The 16920-nt window shown below is 67.6% G+C and carries 21 protein-coding genes and 1 riboswitch; of the genes, 11 read left to right on the plus strand and 10 right to left on the minus strand.

Features of this window, described 5'->3' with window-relative positions; all coding sequences use genetic code 11:
• Positions 1–396, plus strand: a 396-nt coding sequence (locus EON91_RS00430) for a hypothetical protein (protein WP_292090835.1), incomplete at its 5' end; no start/stop codon positions are given.
• On the opposite strand, the gene EON91_RS00435 is transcribed toward EON91_RS00430, so the two are convergent.
• Entirely contained in the window at positions 393–836 is a 444-nt protein-coding gene (locus tag EON91_RS00435) for a GNAT family N-acetyltransferase (RefSeq protein WP_292090836.1), read from the minus strand. The two genes, EON91_RS00430 and EON91_RS00435, sit on opposite strands and share 4 nt — an antisense overlap.
• A gap of 58 nt (positions 837–894) precedes the next feature.
• Positions 895–1002, plus strand: a riboswitch (TPP riboswitch).
• A gap of 74 nt (positions 1003–1076) precedes the next feature.
• Between EON91_RS00435 and thiC the strand changes: the two genes are divergently transcribed.
• Positions 1077–3023 carry a phosphomethylpyrimidine synthase ThiC gene (gene thiC / locus EON91_RS00440; protein ID WP_292090838.1) on the plus strand — a complete coding sequence of 649 codons (1947 nt, stop codon included), beginning with the start codon at positions 1077–1079 and terminating at the stop codon, positions 3021–3023.
• A 274-nt stretch (positions 3024–3297) separates the two neighbouring features.
• Here thiC and EON91_RS00445 read toward each other — a convergent pair whose 3' ends face one another.
• Together EON91_RS00445 and EON91_RS00450 are read right to left on the minus strand one after the other, a co-directional pair.
• On the minus strand, positions 3298–3711 hold the full coding sequence (locus EON91_RS00445) for a hypothetical protein (protein ID WP_292090840.1): 414 nt from the start codon (positions 3709–3711) through the stop codon (positions 3298–3300).
• Positions 3708–4376 carry an HNH endonuclease signature motif containing protein gene (locus EON91_RS00450; protein WP_292090841.1) on the minus strand — a complete coding sequence of 223 codons (669 nt, stop codon included), beginning with the start codon at positions 4374–4376 and terminating at the stop codon, positions 3708–3710. The genes EON91_RS00445 and EON91_RS00450 overlap by 4 nt, the downstream gene beginning before the upstream one ends.
• Positions 4377–4425: 49 nt before the next feature.
• Here EON91_RS00450 and EON91_RS00455 point away from each other — a divergent pair, with 49 nt between their 5' ends.
• The 3 genes from EON91_RS00455 (at position 4426) to EON91_RS00465 (ending at position 6480) form a co-directional block, all read left to right on the plus strand.
• Positions 4426–4938, plus strand: coding sequence for a zeta toxin family protein (locus tag EON91_RS00455; protein ID WP_292090843.1), 513 nt, complete (start codon positions 4426–4428; stop codon positions 4936–4938).
• On the plus strand, positions 4935–5114 hold the full coding sequence (locus EON91_RS00460; RefSeq protein WP_292090844.1) for a hypothetical protein: 180 nt from the start codon (positions 4935–4937) through the stop codon (positions 5112–5114). Before EON91_RS00455 ends, EON91_RS00460 begins: the two co-directional genes overlap by 4 nt.
• Before the next feature lie 427 nt (positions 5115–5541).
• Positions 5542–6480 carry a hypothetical protein gene (locus tag EON91_RS00465; RefSeq protein ID WP_292090845.1) on the plus strand — a complete coding sequence of 313 codons (939 nt, stop codon included), beginning with the start codon at positions 5542–5544 and terminating at the stop codon, positions 6478–6480.
• An 80-nt stretch (positions 6481–6560) separates the two neighbouring features.
• Here the strand turns inward: EON91_RS00465 and EON91_RS00470 are convergent, their stop codons facing one another.
• Positions 6561–7253 (minus strand): DsbA family oxidoreductase, encoded by a 693-nt coding sequence (locus tag EON91_RS00470; protein WP_292090846.1) that lies wholly within the window; start codon positions 7251–7253, stop codon positions 6561–6563.
• 146 nt (positions 7254–7399) lie between these two features.
• On the opposite strand from EON91_RS00470, the gene EON91_RS00475 reads away from it, so the two are divergent.
• Positions 7400–7909, plus strand: coding sequence for a hypothetical protein (locus EON91_RS00475; RefSeq protein WP_292090847.1), 510 nt, complete (start codon positions 7400–7402; stop codon positions 7907–7909).
• 19 nt (positions 7910–7928) lie between these two features.
• Here the strand turns inward: EON91_RS00475 and EON91_RS00480 are convergent, their stop codons facing one another.
• Positions 7929–8213: a hypothetical protein gene (locus EON91_RS00480; protein WP_292090848.1), complete on the minus strand. Its 285-nt coding sequence runs from the start codon at positions 8211–8213 to the stop codon at positions 7929–7931.
• A 135-nt stretch (positions 8214–8348) separates the two neighbouring features.
• Here EON91_RS00480 and EON91_RS00485 point away from each other — a divergent pair, with 135 nt between their 5' ends.
• Together EON91_RS00485 and EON91_RS00490 are read left to right on the plus strand one after the other, a co-directional pair.
• Positions 8349–9104, plus strand: a complete 756-nt coding sequence (locus EON91_RS00485) for a ribonuclease (protein ID WP_292090849.1) — start codon at positions 8349–8351, stop codon at positions 9102–9104.
• A gap of 43 nt (positions 9105–9147) precedes the next feature.
• On the plus strand, positions 9148–9531 hold the full coding sequence (locus tag EON91_RS00490; RefSeq protein WP_292090850.1) for a hypothetical protein: 384 nt from the start codon (positions 9148–9150) through the stop codon (positions 9529–9531).
• Positions 9532–9536: 5 nt separating this feature from the next.
• Here EON91_RS00490 and EON91_RS00495 read toward each other — a convergent pair whose 3' ends face one another.
• From EON91_RS00495 to EON91_RS00515, 5 genes are all read right to left on the minus strand, one after another.
• Positions 9537–10301: a hypothetical protein gene (locus EON91_RS00495; RefSeq protein WP_292090852.1), complete on the minus strand. Its 765-nt coding sequence runs from the start codon at positions 10299–10301 to the stop codon at positions 9537–9539.
• A 242-nt stretch (positions 10302–10543) separates the two neighbouring features.
• The gene (locus tag EON91_RS00500) at positions 10544–11311 is read right to left on the minus strand and encodes an ABC transporter permease (RefSeq protein ID WP_292090855.1); all 768 of its coding nucleotides are present in this window, start codon (positions 11309–11311) and stop codon (positions 10544–10546) included.
• Positions 11311–12246 (minus strand): ABC transporter ATP-binding protein, encoded by a 936-nt coding sequence (locus tag EON91_RS00505; protein ID WP_292090856.1) that lies wholly within the window; start codon positions 12244–12246, stop codon positions 11311–11313. Before EON91_RS00505 ends, EON91_RS00500 begins: the two co-directional genes overlap by 1 nt.
• A gap of 136 nt (positions 12247–12382) precedes the next feature.
• Entirely contained in the window at positions 12383–12916 is a 534-nt protein-coding gene (locus EON91_RS00510) for a hypothetical protein (protein WP_292090857.1), read from the minus strand.
• Positions 12917–13054: 138 nt separating this feature from the next.
• Positions 13055–13513: a peptidase S1 gene (locus tag EON91_RS00515; RefSeq protein WP_292090859.1), complete on the minus strand. Its 459-nt coding sequence runs from the start codon at positions 13511–13513 to the stop codon at positions 13055–13057.
• A 251-nt stretch (positions 13514–13764) separates the two neighbouring features.
• Between EON91_RS00515 and EON91_RS00520 the strand changes: the two genes are divergently transcribed.
• From EON91_RS00520 to EON91_RS00530, 3 genes are all read left to right on the plus strand, one after another.
• On the plus strand, positions 13765–15564 hold the full coding sequence (locus EON91_RS00520; protein WP_292090860.1) for a long-chain-acyl-CoA synthetase: 1800 nt from the start codon (positions 13765–13767) through the stop codon (positions 15562–15564).
• Positions 15565–15662: 98 nt separating this feature from the next.
• On the plus strand, positions 15663–16532 hold the full coding sequence (gene motA / locus EON91_RS00525) for a flagellar motor stator protein MotA (protein WP_292090861.1): 870 nt from the start codon (positions 15663–15665) through the stop codon (positions 16530–16532).
• A gap of 78 nt (positions 16533–16610) precedes the next feature.
• A complete protein-coding gene (locus EON91_RS00530) occupies positions 16611–16910 on the plus strand; it encodes a hypothetical protein (protein WP_292090862.1) in 300 nt (99 codons plus the stop codon).
• Positions 16911–16920: the final 10 nt, after the last annotated feature.

The following is a 16920-nucleotide window of genomic DNA, read 5'->3' on the forward strand; positions in this document are numbered from 1 at the left end:
CTAGAGGGCCCCATGGTCGCCAAAAAGCAGAAGCCCGCCCCCGCCCCCGGCCATCCCGTCCTGCAATGGGCGATGGCGGCGCTGGGCTTGATCGTCACGGTCGGGGTCGTCGCCGCCATTCTGTGGGAGGCCATGCTGCCCGACCAGCCGCCCGCGCTCAGCGCCCGCATCCTGCGTGTCGAAACCACCCCGCTGGGCCATGTGGCCGAGGTCCAGGTCACCAACGCCGGGCTCGACACCGCCGCGGCCGTCGACATCGAGGGCCGTCTGGGGGCTGAAACCGCCACCGCCACCCTGGACTACGTCCCCGGCCGGGGCCACGCTGTCGCCTGGCTGCGCTTCGACGCCGACCCGCGCGCGGCGCAGGTCACGGTCAAGGGCTGGTCCGCGCCCTAGAGCGCCAGCCGCATCTCGCAGCGATCCAGCCCCGGCGAATAGCCGTCCGTCTCCACCGACGTCACGACAAACCCGAACCGCTCATAGAAGGCCGTCGTCTTCTGACTGGTGTCGCAGCGTAGGGCCGTCGCGCCCAGCGCCCGCGCCGCCTCGATCCGCGCCTGGGTCAGCGCCCGCCCCAGCCCCTGTTTGTGCAGCCCCTGATCCACCATGCCCCAGCACAGCGAGGCGGTGGCCCCGTCCGGCTCCAGCTCCACCCCGCCGCAGGCCACGACCCGTCCGTCCCGCTCGATCACGCGATAGGTCGTCGGGTCCATGGTCATCAGCCAGTCCTCGAACCCCGGCCGCTCCCCCACCGTGAAATAGGTCGGCGTATTGCTGTCGAACAGCGCCAGACAGGCGTCGCGGTCACGGGCTTCATAGGGGCGGTCGGCGGTCATGATCCTCAGCCTAGCCGCAACCGCCGCTTGACCCCAACCCCGACCGGCGTCAGGGTCGCGCCGTTCTCCGGGGGGTCGCAATCGAGCGGCTGAGATTGGCGTAGCCGCCTGACCCGTCGAACCTGATCCGGGTCATGCCGGCGAAGGGATGGGAATACGTCGGCTCCACGCCCCGCTTCGGCGCCCGGAGACCGTCCTCGCCTCACGCCGGCGGACCCTCTTGCGAAGGAAGAGGCCGCCATGAACGTGCACATCACCGAGACCCCGCTGGCTGACGCCAAGAAGCGCGTCGAGCAGGCGACCGGCGCCGTTCCCGTCGGCCCGCGCCCCGGCGGCCGCAAGGTCTATCAGGCGGGCGAACTGTATCCCGACCTGCGCGTCCCCTTCCGCGAGATCGCGGTCCACCCCTCGGCGAACGAGCCGCCGGTCACCGTCTATGACCCGTCCGGCCCCTATACCGACCCCGACGCCAGCATCGACATCAACCAGGGCCTGGCCCAGGTCATCGCCCCCGACTGGCGCCTGGCGCGCGGCGACATCGCGCCCGAGGCCAACCCGCGCGAGGTCAAACCCGAAGACAACGGCCACGCCAGCGGCAAGCACCTGGCCCCCGCCTTCGACACCGCCCGCCACCGCGTCTTCAAGGGCGTGCCCGGCCGCCCCGTCACCCAGCTGGAATACGCCCGCGCCGGCATAATCACCCCCGAAATGGAGTTCGTCGCCATCCGCGAGAACCTGCGTCGCGAGCAGGTGAAAAGCGCTAGTGAGCAAGGGGCGAGCAACGCCGGCCCGCTCACCTCTTCGCTCACTAGCACTCCTCACTCTTCCCCCCGCGACGGCGAATCCTTCGGCGCCGCCATCCCCGACTTCGTCACCCCCGAGTTCGTCCGGCAGGAGGTCGCCCGCGGCCGCGCCGTCATCCCCGCCAACATCAACCACCGCGAAGTCGAGCCGATGGCCATCGGCCGCAACTTCCTGGTCAAGATCAACGCCAACATCGGCAACTCGGCCGTCCTGTCCAACGTCGCGGACGAGGTGGACAAGCTGGTCTGGGCCACGCGCTGGGGCGCCGACACGGTCATGGACCTGTCGACCGGCCGCAACATCCACAACATCCGCGACTGGATCATCCGCAACAGCCCCGTCCCCATCGGCACCGTCCCCATCTATCAGGCGCTGGAAAAGGTCGGCGGCGTGGCCGAGGACCTGACGTGGGAGGTGTTCCGCGACACCCTGATCGAACAGGCGGAACAGGGCGTGGACTATTTCACCATCCACGCGGGCGTCCGCCTGCCCTTCGTGCCGCTGACCGCCAACCGCGTCACCGGCATCGTCTCGCGCGGCGGCTCGATCATGGCCAAGTGGTGCCTGGCCCACCACAAGGAAAGCTTCCTGTACGAGCATTTCGCCGACATCTGCGAGATCATGCGCGCCTATGACGTGTCATTCTCCCTCGGCGACGGCCTGCGCCCCGGCTCCATCGCCGACGCCAATGACGAGGCCCAGTTCGCCGAGCTGCGCACGTTAGGGGAGCTCACAAAGATCGCTTGGGATAAAGGCTGCCAGGTGATGATCGAGGGCCCCGGCCATGTGCCGATGCACAAGATCAAGCAGAACATGGACGAGCAGCTCAAGCACTGCCACGAGGCGCCCTTCTATACCCTGGGGCCGCTGACCACCGACATCGCGCCCGGCTATGACCACATCACCAGCGCCATCGGCGCGGCCATGATCGGCTGGTTCGGCACCGCCATGCTCTGCTACGTCACGCCCAAGGAGCACCTGGGCCTGCCCGACCGTCAGGACGTCAAGGACGGCGTCATCACCTACAAGATCGCCGCCCACGCCGCCGACCTGGCCAAGGGCCACCCCGCCGCCCGCCTGCGCGACGACGCCCTGTCCCGCGCCCGGTTCGAGTTCCGCTGGGAGGATCAGTTTAACCTCGGCCTCGACCCCGAAACCGCCCGCCAATACCACGACGAAACCCTGCCCAAGGAAGCCCACAAGACCGCCCACTTCTGCTCCATGTGCGGCCCCAAATTCTGCAGCATGAAGATCAGCCAGGACATCCGCCGGGATGCACGTGCGCAGAACGACGCGGGGGGCAGCCTGGACGCCGAGGCGGGCATGCAGGCCATGAGCGAGAAGTTCAGGGCTGGCGGCGGGGAGATCGAGGTGAAGGTGTAGCGTTGCCTAATCGATGCAGCCGTCGCGAGTATATAGCGGGACCAAGGTTTCCATATCTCGGAGTGGTCCTGAAGCAAACTCCGAAAGCGTAAAGATGGTCACCTCTACTGGTTGAGCCGAACCCCAGTCGAGACGGCTGCAGACGTCACGAACGATGTCACTTACCGCAAGTAAGTGACTGGTCTCGCAATCCAAAACTGCAACCAAGTCTACATCTCGGTGGGTGGCTTCGCTCTTGAAGAACGACCCCATCCCATAGAGGGAGTGGAGCGAATCAACCCTTGATAGTTCTAAGAGTCTCTCCTTCCTCATCAAACTTCTCATAGCTCCAAAAGTCTTTTCTATAGAGGCCGCCAGATATTTCGCCGGCGTTGTAAAGCCCGATTTTCTTCGATACGCAGAAGTCAAAAGCTTCTCTCGTATAACCATTCCATTTTCCGCCCACGAATATGATATTCGCATTCGGGAAATCTGAAACGATCCGCATCACCTGCTCCAAAGAAGCCGTATAGGTGTCGATACAAACCACAGTTAGGTGGTCACCAAATTTTGGACGGTCGATTTCAAACACGATGTCATCGTGCCGACTGGTGATAACGACCGCATCATTGGATTCGATGATCTTCTGGAGAAACATTATCCTCCCGAAAGAAACGCCGTAATCGTTTTCTCCGTTATTAACGGTCATGAAAATTCCTTCTCAAACATAGCTGGAAAAAGTGGATACTCGTCACGTCGATCATAGACATGATCCTCGTAGGACTCGGCATGGTTTACAAATCTGGCAAACGCTGATCTTTGGGGCGGATTCAGAAGTTTAATATTCGCCCTAATGCTGTTGATAATCTTTCTGTTATTTGGAAGTATCTTATCAAGACGACGAAGTTGCCACAGCGTATGCGCGTTAGACATCGGATTGTTCTTAGCAATGTCTGAGTTTGGCCCCAGCGTTTCCCAGGTCGCGTGATTTTCTGCCAAGAGTAGTCCAATCGCGGTCTTCAGCTCATCATTTGTCGAATAGACATCTTCTGATCCGTAGGCGCGAATTTTCGCCTCGTGCTGATCCTTCCAAGAGTGCAGTAACTCAACTGGAAACGTGCCTTCCGGCGCTTTGTCGATGTCGCGATGGCAGGTCGGGCAAAGCAATATTAGGTTTGCGTAAGTATCTGAACCAGGCTCCTTGCCGCCACGAGGGCCTGCTTTGGAGTGCGCAATGACGTGGGCCATTTCGCCCACGTTGTAAGCTTGATCGGGATTCGCAATGCGAGTGAGATCGGCACCGCAGCCCGGCCTTGAGCAGAAGCCTGCCGCCCTGCCCCACAACGTCTTGATGTCTGCTTCGGATATCGCCAACGATCAAATCCCGCATTAGTTGAGACAGCATATAGCGCAGCCACACGCCATGCCCACCCTCGTCCTCCTCGCCGGGCCGAACGGCGCCGGGAAGACCACCTTCATCAACGGCTTTCTGCGTGAGCGGGCCGAGGCGTTTCAGTTCGTCAATCCGGACGAGGTGGCGCGGCATCTGCCGCCCGGCCCCGGCCGCGATCTGGCCGCCGGGCGTCTGGTGCTGGAGCGGTTGGAGGCGCTGACCGCCGCCCGCGCGGACGTGGTGCTGGAAACCACCCTGGCCACGCGCACCCACGCCCGCCGCATCCGCGACTGGAAGGCGGCCGGGTATCGGATCGAGCTGGTCTATCTGCGCCTGCCCCCTCTTTCGTCATCCTCCGGCAAGCCGCGTAGCGGCGCAGACCGGGGGACCCAGCGGCGCGCGGGAGCGCGAACCTGTCAAAGGCGCGGTTGTGTCCGAGGGTCGCCTTCGGCGCCGCTGGGTCCCCCGATCTCCCCCCGCTTTCGCGGGGGTCGTCGGAGGATGACGAAAGAGGGGAAACTGCTAGATTGGGGACCGCGATGACCAAGTCGATCTTCGATCACGAAACCATCCTGAAGGCGGGCAAACGCGCCGCCGAGATGGCCAAACACGGCACCCGCGAAGAGAAGTCCGGAAAGTTCCTGCCGCCCCCCGGCTGGAAGGGGCATCTGGTCACCGGCGACGACGCCCGGCCCGCGCCCAAACGCAAGCGCGCCTGATCCTTCTCCCCTTGCGGGAGAACGCAGCCGAGCGGAGCGAGGTCGGATGAGGGGTTGCGCAGGCGGTTGATCGTGCGGGCCGGGGCGCGCCGAGGTTTTGGGCGGGGCGCGACCCCTCATCCGAGCGCCTTCGGCGCCCACCTTCTCCCGCAAGGGGAGAAGGAAAGAACGCCCTCTCCTTTCGTCATCCTCCGGCAAGCCGCGTAGCGGCGCAGACCGGGGGACCCAGCGGCGCCGAAGGCGACCCTCAGATACGACCGCGCCCTCGACAGTTTCGCGCTCCCGCGCGCCGCTGGGTCCCCCGGTCTCGCCCCCGCCTTCGCGGGGGCTCGCCGGAGGATGACGAAAGAAAGGCCCACGTCCCATCCTGACGTGCCGCGCGGCTAGCCTGTGGCGAGGCTCCGATCCCGGGGCGAGGGAGAGGACCATGGACGAGTATGAATCGCCCGTCGTCGAACAGGGCGTGTGGACGCGGCACGCGAACGGCGACGTCACCTATTATCCGCCCGGCGGCGCCCCGCCCGGACCGGACTATGTCGCGCCCGACGACGAACGGGGCGACGACGCCCCCCTGACCAACGAGGATTTCGTCGCCCGCGACCGCTGGGCCGAGGACCGCTGGCCCAAGGATCGCTGGCAAGGCCACGACGCCCATTTCCGCGAGCGTGAGCCGGCGCGGGGCGGCCATCGGCGCGCCTCGGACGCGACCTGGGCGCGGGCGCGGGAAGACTATCTGGCGGGGGATTCGGCTGAGATGGTGTGCGCCCGCTATGACCTGCGTGAGGGGACGCTGCGCCATCGCGCCAAGGTCGAGCGCTGGCGCCGCAGCGACCAGCCCGATCCCGAGCCCGTCGATCTGGACGCCGAGATCGAGGCGGGCCTGCCCGACTATGGCCAGATGGCGCGCCACGCCCTGGTGCGGATGAACCGCGCCGTGCTGCGCGGCCGGGCGACCGAGGCGGCGTCGTGGATGCGCCTGCACCAGCGGCTGCTGGCCCTGGCGACCCAGAGCGCGGATCAGGCGGACAAGGACGCCCAGGCGGCGGAAAAGGCGGCGGACAAGGCTGACGAACAGCGGCTGGACCACCTGAACCGCCTGGCGAAGAACATCGGCGACCTGGCCCGCGACGCCGCCGCCACCGACGTCGACGACCCGCGCCAGCGCCGCCTGATCGACCTGCGGCTGGAGAAGATCCAGCAGTTCCACGCCGTCCTCTTCCCCGACGCCCCGCCGCCGGTTTCAGACAAATCAGACGATTCAGACCCTGTTTTTTCGGGCGACAAAAGTCCTTCTCCCCTCGGGGGAGAAGGTGACTTGCGGAGCAAGGCGGATGAGGGGGCGGCCGGCCCCACGCCCGACATTTGACGATGTGAACGCGGACAAAGCCCCCTCATCCGAGCGCCTGCGGCGCCCACCTTCTCCCCCGAGGGGAGAAGGACGATGCGTCACGCCTTGGCCGCGATCTCCCTCAGGGCCTGTTCGAACACGGCCGCCGGCTGGCCGCCGCTGATCAGGTACTGGCCCTCGACCACCACGGCGGGGACCGAGTTGATGCCCCGCGCGCGCCACAGGGCCTGGGCCTCGCGCACCGCCTTGGCGTGGCGGTCGGACGCCAGTACCTCGGCCGCCTCGGCCCGGTCCAGGCCCGCCGCCTCGGCCGCCGCGGTCAGCACGCCGGCGTCGGTCAGGTTGCGGTTGTCGGTGAAGTGGGCGGTGAACAGGGCCTGTTTCAGGGCCTGCTGCCGGTCGGGATACGCCTCGCCCGCCCAGTGCAGCAGGCGGTGCGCGTCGAAGGTGTTCCAGATGCGGCTGTCCGGCCCCATCCGCATGTCAAAGCCGACCTCGGCCGCGCGCTGGCGGATCATCTCGCGGTTCTGGGCCGACTGTTCGGGGGTGGCGCCGTATTTGCGGCCGATATGCTCGACGATGCCCTCGCCCTGGGGCGCCATGTCGGGGTTCAGCTCGAACGGCTGGAAGGTGATGTCGGCGGCGATCCCCTCGGCCTTCAGCGTCTCCAGCGCGGTCGTCAGCCCGCCCAGCCCGACCACGCACCAGGGGCAGACCACGTCCGAGACGAAGTCGATCTTCAGCGGGGGGCGAGCGGGGCCAGAGTCGGAAGGGATGGCGGCGTCGGTCATGCGGGGGGCTCCTGTAACGGTCGCCCCCAGATGGGGAGGGCCCCCAATTGATGAAAGGCGGCGGGGCGAAAGGCGGGCGGACTCTCCGTCGAATCGTTGTCGCAGATCGCCCCACCCGCCCGTACGGTTTTGTAAGGATCAGCGTCATGAAACATTTCGCCGCCCTCGCCCTCTCCTTCGTTCTGGCCACCTCCGCCCTGGCCACCCCGCCCCAGACGCCCGGGGTCATCGACCAGCACGGCTTCCGCCTGGTGAACACCCAGCGCTCCGTGGCCTTCGGCGAGGCCCAGGCCGACGTCATCGCTCATGTCAGCGGCGTCTTCGGCGGCCCGCCCACGCTCAGCCAGGAGCAGTGCCGCACCGGCGCGCTGACCCAGGCGGACTGGGGCAAGGGGCTGAAGCTCAGCTTCCAGGACGGCAAGCTGGTCGGCTGGACCGCCGATCCCCGCCTGGAGGGCGCCTATACCAACCGCGCCGGGACCGTCTTCGGGCGCACTGTCGCCGCCCTGCGCGCCGCCAGCCCCGGCTTCATGCTGATGGACGCGGTCAAGGGCCGCGAGTTCGCCTTCGACGGCGTCTATGGCCGTGTGCTGCGGTCGGGTCAGGACGCGACCATCGACCTGCTGTGGGCCGGCGCGGGCTGCTACCGCCGCTGAGCCGCCGCCCGGGACGGGGTCAGGCCTGCTTCTTGCCCATCAGCGGCGTGAGCATGGAGTTGACCTCGTCCATCGAGCCGTGGGCCGAGGCGCTCTCCAGCGCGTCGGCCGCGGCCAGCAGGGCGCGGGCGCGGTCCGCCCGGGGGTCGTCCTCGGGCACCGCCTCCAGCCGGGGGCGCCAGCTCTCGATCTCGGCCAGCAGTTCGTCGAACCGGGCCTGATCCAGGGTGTCGCCCTGCTCCATCATGGCCATGGCCTCTTCCAGGGCCGCCTCAAAGGCCAGTCCGCTGTCTGTTCCGGGCATGGACGCTCTTCCCATTCTGCTCGCCCGGATGAAAGCGCGGCCGGGGGCGCCGGGTTCCGTCACACCGCCGTGGTGGACCCCCGCCCCGCGCCGGGCTAGGCGTGCCGCATCCTCGCCTTTCCGGAGCGGCCTCTGATGCGCATCCGCCTCGCCTTGCTGACCGCCGCCCTGCTGACGCTCGGCGCCTGTGACGGCCTGCCTCCCAGGGCGGGCGCGCCGGTGATCGCTGAGGTCGGCGCGACCTGCGCCGTGCCTGCCGACCTGCGCCCGGCCCGCCCCTATACGCCGCCCGCCGAGGACATCGTCCGCGACGTGCCGACCGCCTTCAACATGCTGGCCGTCAGCTGGTCGCCCCAGGCCTGCCGCAGCGGCAAGGACTATCCCGACGCCGACCACCAGTGCCGCGACAACCGCTTCGGCCTGACCCTGCACGGCCTGTGGCCCAACGGCGGCGGCGACCGTCACCCGCGCTACTGCGCCGCTCCCGGCCCGGCGATGCGGGTCCAGACCGTCCGCGCCCACTTCTGCATGACCCCCTCGCCCAGCCTGCAACAGCATGAATGGGCCGCCCACGGGACCTGCGGCTGGGACAGCCCCGAGGCCTATTTCGAACAGGCCGCGACGCTGTGGAACGGGCTGAACAAGCCGGATCTGGAGGCCATCCCGGCCGCGCGCCTGACCGCCGGCGCCATTCGCGACGCCTTCGTCGCCGCCAACCCGGGCCTGCCGCGCGAGGGCGTCTTCATCGCCACCACCGACGGCTGGTTCCGCGAGGCGCGCCTCTGCTACTCGGCCGACTACCGCCCCATGCGCTGCCCGCGCGGCCGCGGCGCCCCGGATCATGAGCGGCTGAAACTGGCCCCCAGGGGGACCGCCGCAACCTCGCATTAACCGACACGGCCCAGCCTGCGTCCAGCCTTCGGGGAGCGCCGCGATGTCGACCATCCAGACCCAGAGCTATCGCCGCCAGCGGGACCATTTCGAGCCGCAGGACACCGATCCGCAGGAGCAGCGCCGCCTGCGCGGCCTGCTGGAGCAGATCGACTACGCCGCCTTCGTCTCGAACCGCGAGGTGATCGGCCAGACCTTGTCGCGGGTCGATCCGTCGACCTTCCAGAAGCTGGCCGTCCTGACCGCGCAGTCCCGCGCCCGCTGGGCGGCCGAGGCTGTCCGGCTGGCAGAGTCGGGCGCGCCCGCCACGGCCGACCAGATCGCCCGCCTGACCGCAGCGCGCACCGCCTATGAGGAACTGGCCGAGGCCTATGAGGCCCTGCGCCGCATGGTCGAGCGCGGCTACCTGACCCTGCCCCAGCGTTAGGGCCTTCAGTTGAGCGGCTGCGGCCGCGTGGCGATGGGCGCGTTCGGATCGGCTGGCGTCGCCTCGGCCGGGGTCGGCGGCGGGCCCGCAGGCGCGGCCGGCACGATCACGACTTCGGGCGGGGGCGCCGCGACGGCCGCCGGGGGCGGCGCTGTCGGCGTGGTCGCCGCAGCGGAGGCCGGGCGCGCAGGCGCGGCTCTCGTCGGCGTGGGCCTCGTCGCCGTTCGGGGCGAGGGCGGCGCGACCGGGACCGCTACCGGCTGGGCAGGAGCCGGAACCGCCTCAACGGGCGCCGGGGCTAGCTTTGCCGCGGGAACGATGGTCACCGGCTCCGAGACGGGCGAGGCTACGACGGGCGCAGGGGCAGGCCCGGCTGGACGGGTCGCCATCCAGACACCCACGGCCACGACAGCCAGAACCGCCACGGCCGCTCCGGCGTACAGCGGCGTGCGCGAGGCCTTGGGCGCGGCGCGGGTCAGGACGCTGGCGGTGACGGGTTCTTCCGGCGCGATGACGGGCGCGGCCGCCGCGATCGGCGTAGTGGGCGCGACCTTCGGTTCGGCGACGACAGGCGCGTCTGGCAGGGGGCGCGGCCTGGGGTCGGGCAGGCGCCGGGCCATTGTGGGCGCTTCCACCGGCGCCTCGGCGGGGATCGCCGGCGGCTCGACCTTTGTCGGTGCGGCTTGCGGCGCGGCCTCCAGCGGCAGTGGGTCCAGCGACAATGGCGGCGTCGGACGCGGCGCTGTGGGAATGGCCGAGCCCTGCAGCACGCCTGCGCTCCGGCGCTGCGCGACAGGCTTCGGCGGCTCTGGCAGGGGCGGCAACGTCCCGCCTTTCGGCAATGGTCCGGCCCGGAAAACGGTGGCGGGCGGGCGGCCCCATTCGATGGGACGGCGCGCGAAAGGCTTGGGATCAGAGGGCGACGACATACAGACTCCCGCGCCGGACGGCGTGCTTCAGAAACGCGAAGGCGCCGAAGCTGGCGGCGAACTGGGTCCGTTTTTTGACGCCGTCACGCCTTCAACCGATAGCCCGTCCTGAAGATCCACCCGATCACCGCCAGGCACAGGAAGAAGAAGCCCAGGGTCGCCGCGATGCTGACCCCCACCCCCACGTCGCTGGTTCCGTAGAAGGCCCAGCGGAAGCCCGAGATCAGATAGACCACCGGATTGAACAGGGTCACCGTGCGCCATGCATCCGGCAGCATGTCGATCGAATAGAAGGCCCCGCCCAGGAAGCTGAGCGGCGTCACGATCAGCATGGGAATGAACTGCAACTGCTCAAAATTACCGGCCCACACCCCGATGATGAAGCCGAACAGGCTGAAGGTCACCGAGGTCAGGATCAGGAAGGCCATCATCCAGAACGGGTGCAGGATCTGCAGCGGCACGAAGAAGGCCGCCGTCGCCAGGATGATCAGACCCAGCGCCGCCGACTTGGTCGCGGCCGCCCCCACATAGGCCAGGACGATCTCCAGCGGACTGACCGGCGCGGACAGGATCTCGTAGATGGTGCCGGTGAATTTCGGGAAATAGATGCCGAAGCTGGCGTTGAAGATCGACTGGGTGAACAGGCTCATCATGATCAGGCCGGGCACGATGAAGGCGCCGTAGGGGACGCCGTCGATCTCGGTCATGCGGCTGCCGATGGCGCCGCCGAAGACCACGAAATACAGGGCCGTGGTGATGACCGGCGTCACCACCGACTGCCACAGGGTGCGCAGGGCGCGCGCCATTTCAAAGCGATAGATGGCCCATACGCCATGACCGTTGAAGCTCATCACGCGGCCTCCCCCTCGCGATGCACCAGGCCGACGAAGATATCCTCCAGCGAGCTTTGGCGCGTGCGCAGATCCTTGAAATTGACGCCCAGCGTCTCCAGCCGCCGCAGCAGCAGCGGCACGCCGGTGTCCTCGGCGTTGGCGTCGAAGCTGTAGGCCAGGTCGTGCCCGTCGTTGTCCAGCTCCAGCGCCCAGTCCTCCAGACCGGCCGGCACGGCGGACAGCGGCTCGACCAGGGACAGGGTCAGGGTCTTCTTGCCCAGCTTCTTCATCAGGGCGGTCTTCTCCTCGACCAGGATCAGCTCACCCTTCAGGATCACGCCCACGCGGTCGGCCATCTCCTCGGCTTCTTCGATGTAGTGGGTGGTCAGGATGATGGTCACGCCCTGCTCGCGCAGGCGGCGCACCAGCGCCCACATGTCGCGGCGCAGCTCGACGTCCACGCCCGCCGTCGGCTCGTCCAGGAACAGGATGTCGGGTTCGTGGCTCAACGCCTTGGCGATCATGACGCGGCGCTTCATCCCGCCGGACAGGGTCATGATTTTGGCGTCCTTCTTGTCCCACAGGGACAGGTCGCGCAGCACCCGCTCGATATGGCCGGGGTTCGGCGCCTTGCCGAACAGGCCGCGGCTGAAGCTGACCGTGCTCCATACCGTTTCAAAGGCGTCGGTGGTCAGTTCCTGCGGCACCAGGCCGATGCGTTCGCGCGCCTTCCGATAGTCGTTCTGGATGTCATGGCCGTCCGCCCGCACCGTGCCGGTCGAGGGCGTCACGATCCCGCAGACGATGCTGATCAGGGTGGTCTTGCCCGCGCCATTGGGGCCCAGCAGGGCGAAGATCTCGCCCTTGCGGATGGTCAGGTCCACGGCCTTCAGCGCCTGCTGGCCGGATTTGTAGGTCTTGGTCAGACCCTGAATTTCGATGACCGGCGCCATTCGCCCTCCCCATATCGCCCGGCTGGCCGCCCGGCCGGGGCGAGCGCGACGTCCGGTCGCAGGCCCCCAGATATGGTGCGCCGGGCGACCACTCAAGGTCGCCCGGCGAAGGATCGTTCAGGAATGCGCCTGCCGCTTACGGCTGGATGACGATCGGGGCCGTCGTCGGCGTCGGTGCGGCGGTCGTCGTCGGCGTCACCACCACCGTCGGGGTGGTCGGCTGATAGGGGCGCGGACCCGCGGGTTCAGCGTTCAGCGCGGCCGTGGCTGGCGCCGGCTCAGCGACAGGAGCCGCGACTCGCGCAGCCGGACGAGCGGCCGGCGCGGCGCGACGGGCGACCGGGGCCGCAACCGGAGCGGGGGCCGGGGCAACGGCCACCGGTGCGGCTTCGATCGGCGCCACCGGAGCGGCGACGGGCGGGGCGACCGGGGTCAGCGGCGCAATCAGCGGGGCGCTGGCGGCTTCCGGCTCGACCAGCGGCGTCGTGTTCTCGCCGCCCATCAGCATCGCCACTGCGGCGCCGCCCAGCACGATCGCCCCGATGGGCGCCAGGATCATCCAGGTGCGGACCTTGCCGCGCTTGCGGACAGCGGTCCGGGCATAAGCCGGAACGAAGGGGCGGTCGTCGGCGCGGATGGTGTCAGGCTCGTTGGTGTAGCTGATGGACATGAACTGTCTCCCGTAACATTGGTCACGAGAACAACCGTCCGCGAGCGCGGTTCCGCTAATTCAGCCCCTGCCCCGACAAGGGTCCGGTCTCGCCATGATTGGCCGTGGGACGCCTCTTTTCCGCCCCGGAAACGCCGGTCAGAACGTCTGGACCTCGGAGATCGACACAACTTCGGTCTTGATCGCGCCGCTGGAGTAGGTGCCGACCCAGATTTCATATCGTCCGGCCGTCGCCTTGAGCGGGACGGACGGATTGGCGTCCTCGCCACTGTCGTCATCGCAGTACCAGTCGCCGTTCGGACCGTTGACCACCAGGGTCACATCGGCGTTCGAGATGGCCGAGATCCGCAACGGCAACGTCCCCTGCCCGTCCCAGTACAGTCGCACGTCGGGCGCTTCCGAAATAAAGCCGGTGCAGCCGCTCTCGCGCGTGCTGGCGTCGATCGACCCGCCCGCCTGCAAGGCCACCAGATGCGGATCAGGGGTGAAACCGGGCGACAGTCGCACGTCGCCATAAAAGGCCGAGGCGTTGTAATCCTGCGCCGCTGCGGGGGTGGCGAGGGCCAACAGGATGGCGGCGGTGAAGATGGCGCGCATTGTCGAACGGTCTCCGGGGTCGTGATCGCGACCCGTTGCCGCCGACCCTCCGATCACAGTTACGCTTGCGCAACCGTTACAGGCAAGACGGCGGCAGCCGACTTGATTGACGCCGCGTCACACGGGCAAAGGCGCCACTGTCCGGGCGAAAGGCGGATCCGGGCGGATTCAGATTCCCCTCGCGGTTGACCCGGCCCCGCCCCTTGTCCATCACGGTCAGGGCGACACAAGTAACAGGAGCGGACGCGGCTATGGGTCTGGTGGCGAACATTCGGCGCGATCTCCGTTTCATCGGGGGGCTGCGGCGACTGCTGAACCGCATCAAGCCGATCGCCCTCGACAGCCCCGTTCTGGTTTGTGACGACTTCGAGGAAGCCGTCGACAAATTCGCCGACAACATCGCGGTGCAGGACGAGCATCGCAGCCTGACCTATCGCGAGCTGGACGCCCTGGCGAACCGCTTCGCCCACTGGGCCAAGGGGCGGAACCTTCGCCGCTCCGACACGGTCGCTCTGGTGATGCACAACCGGGCCGAATATCTGGCCGCGTGGCTGGGCTTCTCCAAGGTCGGGGTGGCCACGGCCCTGATCAACAACAATCTGGGCGGCGCGGCGCTGGCCCACTGCCTCAGCATCTCGGGCGCCTTCAACATCGTCTCGGACGAGGATTGCTGGCGTCAGGTCGAGGAGGCCCGCCCCCACGTCGACCGGAACCTGATGCTCTGGGTGCTGGGCCTGAACGCGGTCGATGAGTCCAACGACCGGCGCGGGCTGGACAGCCCGGTGCGCAGCGCCTCGTCCGTGCGCCCCGACCGGGGCATCCGCGAGGGCCTGACCAATCGGGACACGGCCCTGTTCATCTACACCTCGGGGACGACCGGCCTGCCCAAGGCGGCCCGCATCCCGCACTCCCGCGCCCGGACCTATATGCGCGCTTTCGCCGGGGCCACCGCCTCGACGCCCAAGGACGCGCTTTATAACTGCCTGCCCCTGTACCACTCGACCGGCGGCCTGGTCGGGGTCGGAGCGATCCTGCTGAACGGCGGCCGACTGATCATCCGGCGGCGCTTCTCGGCCAGCAATTTCTGGCCGGACGTCAAGGCGTCGGGCGCCACCATGTTCGTCTATATCGGCGAGCTGTGCCGCTATCTGGTCAACTGCCCCGAGAACGAGGACGAGCGGGCGCACAAGCTGCGGCTGGCGTTCGGCAACGGCCTGCGCCCCGATGTTTGGCCCGACTTCCAGAAGCGGTTCGCCATTCCGCAGATCCTGGAGTTCTATGGCTCGACCGAAGGCAATGTCTCGCTGTTCAATTTCGACGGCAAGGCGGGCTCGATCGGCCGGGTGCCCGGCTATCTGAAAAAGCAGATCAACATCCGCCTGATTGCGCTGGACCCCGAAACGGGCGAGCCGATCCGCGGGCCCAACGGTCTGGCCCGTCTGGTCTCGACCGGCGAGACGGGCGAGGCGATCGGCCAGATCGCCTCGGACATCCGTCATGACTTCTCGGGCTATGCCGACAAGAAGGCCTCGGAAAAGAAGATCCTGACCGACGTCTTCAAGAAGGGCGACCGCTGGTTCCGCACCGGCGACCTGATGCGTCAGGACCGCGACGGCTATCTGTATTTCATGGACCGGCTGGGCGACACCTTCCGCTGGAAGGGCGAGAACGTCTCGACCGCCGAGGTCGAGCAACGGCTGGCCGATGCGCCGGGCGTTCAGGAAGTCATCGCGTACGGCGTCCCGGTTCCCGGCCAGGACGGCAAGGCGGGCATGGTCGGGCTGGTGCTGGACGGCAAGTTCGACGCGGCGGCCTTCGCCGCCTGGACCGACGAACAACTGCCCTCCTATGCCCGCCCCCTGTTCGTTCGCCTGATGAAGGCGGCCCAGACGACCGGCACCTTCAAATACCGCAAGGTGGATCTGGTCGAGGACGGCTTTGATCCGGCCCGGGTCGACGGTCCGCTGTATGTCCGCGGCGGCAAGGCGGGCTATCAGAAGCTGACCGAGAAGGCCCTGAGCGGCATCCTGTCGGGCGAGGCGCGTCTCTAGAAGGGCGGGTGAACGCTGATTTCGCGGCTGCAACCGGCCCTTAATCATTAACCCCCAGACTGGGCGTCCTCTGACTTGCCAGGACGCCCGGCCCACCCATGTTCCAGATCATCGGCATCGTCGTGCTCTTCGCGATGGTCTTCGGCGGCTACACCATAGCCGGGGGCAAGATGGGGGTGATCCTTCACTCCCTCCCCTATGAGATGATGATGATCGGCGGCGCGGCGGTGGCGGCCCTGCTCATCTCCAATGCGCCATCGACGCTCAAGGGCGTGGCGGGCGGCTTCGGCAAGGTCTTCGCCGGATCGAAATGGAAGAAGCAGGACTACAAGGACCTGCTGTCGCTGCTGTTCCAGCTGACCAAGACGATGAAATCCAAGGGCGTCATCGCCCTGGAAAGCCACATTGAACGCCCGGCTGAATCCACCATTTTCCAGAAATACCCCAAGGTGCTGAAGGACCACTTCGCCACCGACTTCATCTGCGACACCCTGCGGATGATGACCATGAACCTCGAGGATCCGCACCAGATCGAGGACGCCATGGAAAAGCAGCTGGAAAAGCACCATCACGAGGCGCTGGAGCCGGCCCACGCCTTGCAGAACATGGCCGACGCCCTGCCCGCTCTGGGCATCGTCGCCGCCGTGCTGGGCGTCATCAAGACCATGGCCGCCATCACCGAGCCGCCGGAAGTCTTGGGCGGCATGATCGGGGGGGCCCTGGTCGGCACCTTCCTGGGCGTGTTCCTGGCCTATGGCCTGGTCGGCCCGCTGGCCACGCGCCTGACGGGCATCATCAATGGCGACGGCGCCTACTACAAGATCATCCAGTCGGTGCTGGTGGCCCACCTGCACGGCAACGCCGCCCAGATTTCGGTCGAGATCGGCCGGGGCGACATCCCCTCATCGGCCCAACCGTCCTTTATCGAGATGGAAGAGGCCCTGTCGGCCGCCCCCACCGACGCCTGATCGCGGACCGTTCACGACCCCTCACGGGAACGTCAGCGCCCCTGGCCGGTTGTCTCTCCGACCTGAAGGAGGGACGTGATGCGCACTATCCTCGCCGGGGCCTCGGCCCTGTTCGCCCTGTCGCTGGCCGGGTGCAGCCCGCCGGACAAGTCGGCCGACGAATCCATGCCCGCCGATGCGGCCGCGCCTTCGACCGACGGCATGGCTATGACGCCGTCTCCGACCGAGTCGACCACCACCGCCGGCCCCGCCATGACGCCGCCGCCCACGGTCGCCCCGGGCGAGCCGACGCCGGGTGAGCCCATGCCGGGATCGCCCCCACAGAATCCGCCGCCGACCCTGCCCGAGGACACCCCTCCAGGCGCTCCCCCGGCCTGATCCCTTTACA

The sequence above is a fragment of the Brevundimonas sp. genome (assembly GCF_004210735.1).
GTDB lineage: Bacteria > Pseudomonadota > Alphaproteobacteria > Caulobacterales > Caulobacteraceae > Brevundimonas.

Coding starts and splice junctions, on each gene's coding strand:
- EON91_RS00435 (WP_292090836.1), bottom strand. CDS start 836: ATGACCGCCGACCGCCCCTATGAAGCCCGTGACCGCGACGCCTGTCTG.
- thiC (WP_292090838.1), top strand. CDS start 1,077: ATGAACGTGCACATCACCGAGACCCCGCTGGCTGACGCCAAGAAGCGC.
- EON91_RS00445 (WP_292090840.1), bottom strand. CDS start 3,711: ATGACCGTTAATAACGGAGAAAACGATTACGGCGTTTCTTTCGGGAGG.
- EON91_RS00455 (WP_292090843.1), top strand. CDS start 4,426: ATGCCCACCCTCGTCCTCCTCGCCGGGCCGAACGGCGCCGGGAAGACC.
- EON91_RS00460 (WP_292090844.1), top strand. CDS start 4,935: ATGACCAAGTCGATCTTCGATCACGAAACCATCCTGAAGGCGGGCAAA.
- EON91_RS00465 (WP_292090845.1), top strand. CDS start 5,542: ATGGACGAGTATGAATCGCCCGTCGTCGAACAGGGCGTGTGGACGCGG.
- EON91_RS00470 (WP_292090846.1), bottom strand. CDS start 7,253: ATGACCGACGCCGCCATCCCTTCCGACTCTGGCCCCGCTCGCCCCCCG.
- EON91_RS00475 (WP_292090847.1), top strand. CDS start 7,400: ATGAAACATTTCGCCGCCCTCGCCCTCTCCTTCGTTCTGGCCACCTCC.
- EON91_RS00480 (WP_292090848.1), bottom strand. CDS start 8,213: ATGCCCGGAACAGACAGCGGACTGGCCTTTGAGGCGGCCCTGGAAGAG.
- EON91_RS00485 (WP_292090849.1), top strand. CDS start 8,349: ATGCGCATCCGCCTCGCCTTGCTGACCGCCGCCCTGCTGACGCTCGGC.
- EON91_RS00490 (WP_292090850.1), top strand. CDS start 9,148: ATGTCGACCATCCAGACCCAGAGCTATCGCCGCCAGCGGGACCATTTC.
- EON91_RS00500 (WP_292090855.1), bottom strand. CDS start 11,311: ATGAGCTTCAACGGTCATGGCGTATGGGCCATCTATCGCTTTGAAATG.
- EON91_RS00505 (WP_292090856.1), bottom strand. CDS start 12,246: ATGGCGCCGGTCATCGAAATTCAGGGTCTGACCAAGACCTACAAATCC.
- EON91_RS00510 (WP_292090857.1), bottom strand. CDS start 12,916: ATGTCCATCAGCTACACCAACGAGCCTGACACCATCCGCGCCGACGAC.
- EON91_RS00515 (WP_292090859.1), bottom strand. CDS start 13,513: ATGCGCGCCATCTTCACCGCCGCCATCCTGTTGGCCCTCGCCACCCCC.
- EON91_RS00520 (WP_292090860.1), top strand. CDS start 13,765: ATGGGTCTGGTGGCGAACATTCGGCGCGATCTCCGTTTCATCGGGGGG.
- motA (WP_292090861.1), top strand. CDS start 15,663: ATGTTCCAGATCATCGGCATCGTCGTGCTCTTCGCGATGGTCTTCGGC.
- EON91_RS00530 (WP_292090862.1), top strand. CDS start 16,611: ATGCGCACTATCCTCGCCGGGGCCTCGGCCCTGTTCGCCCTGTCGCTG.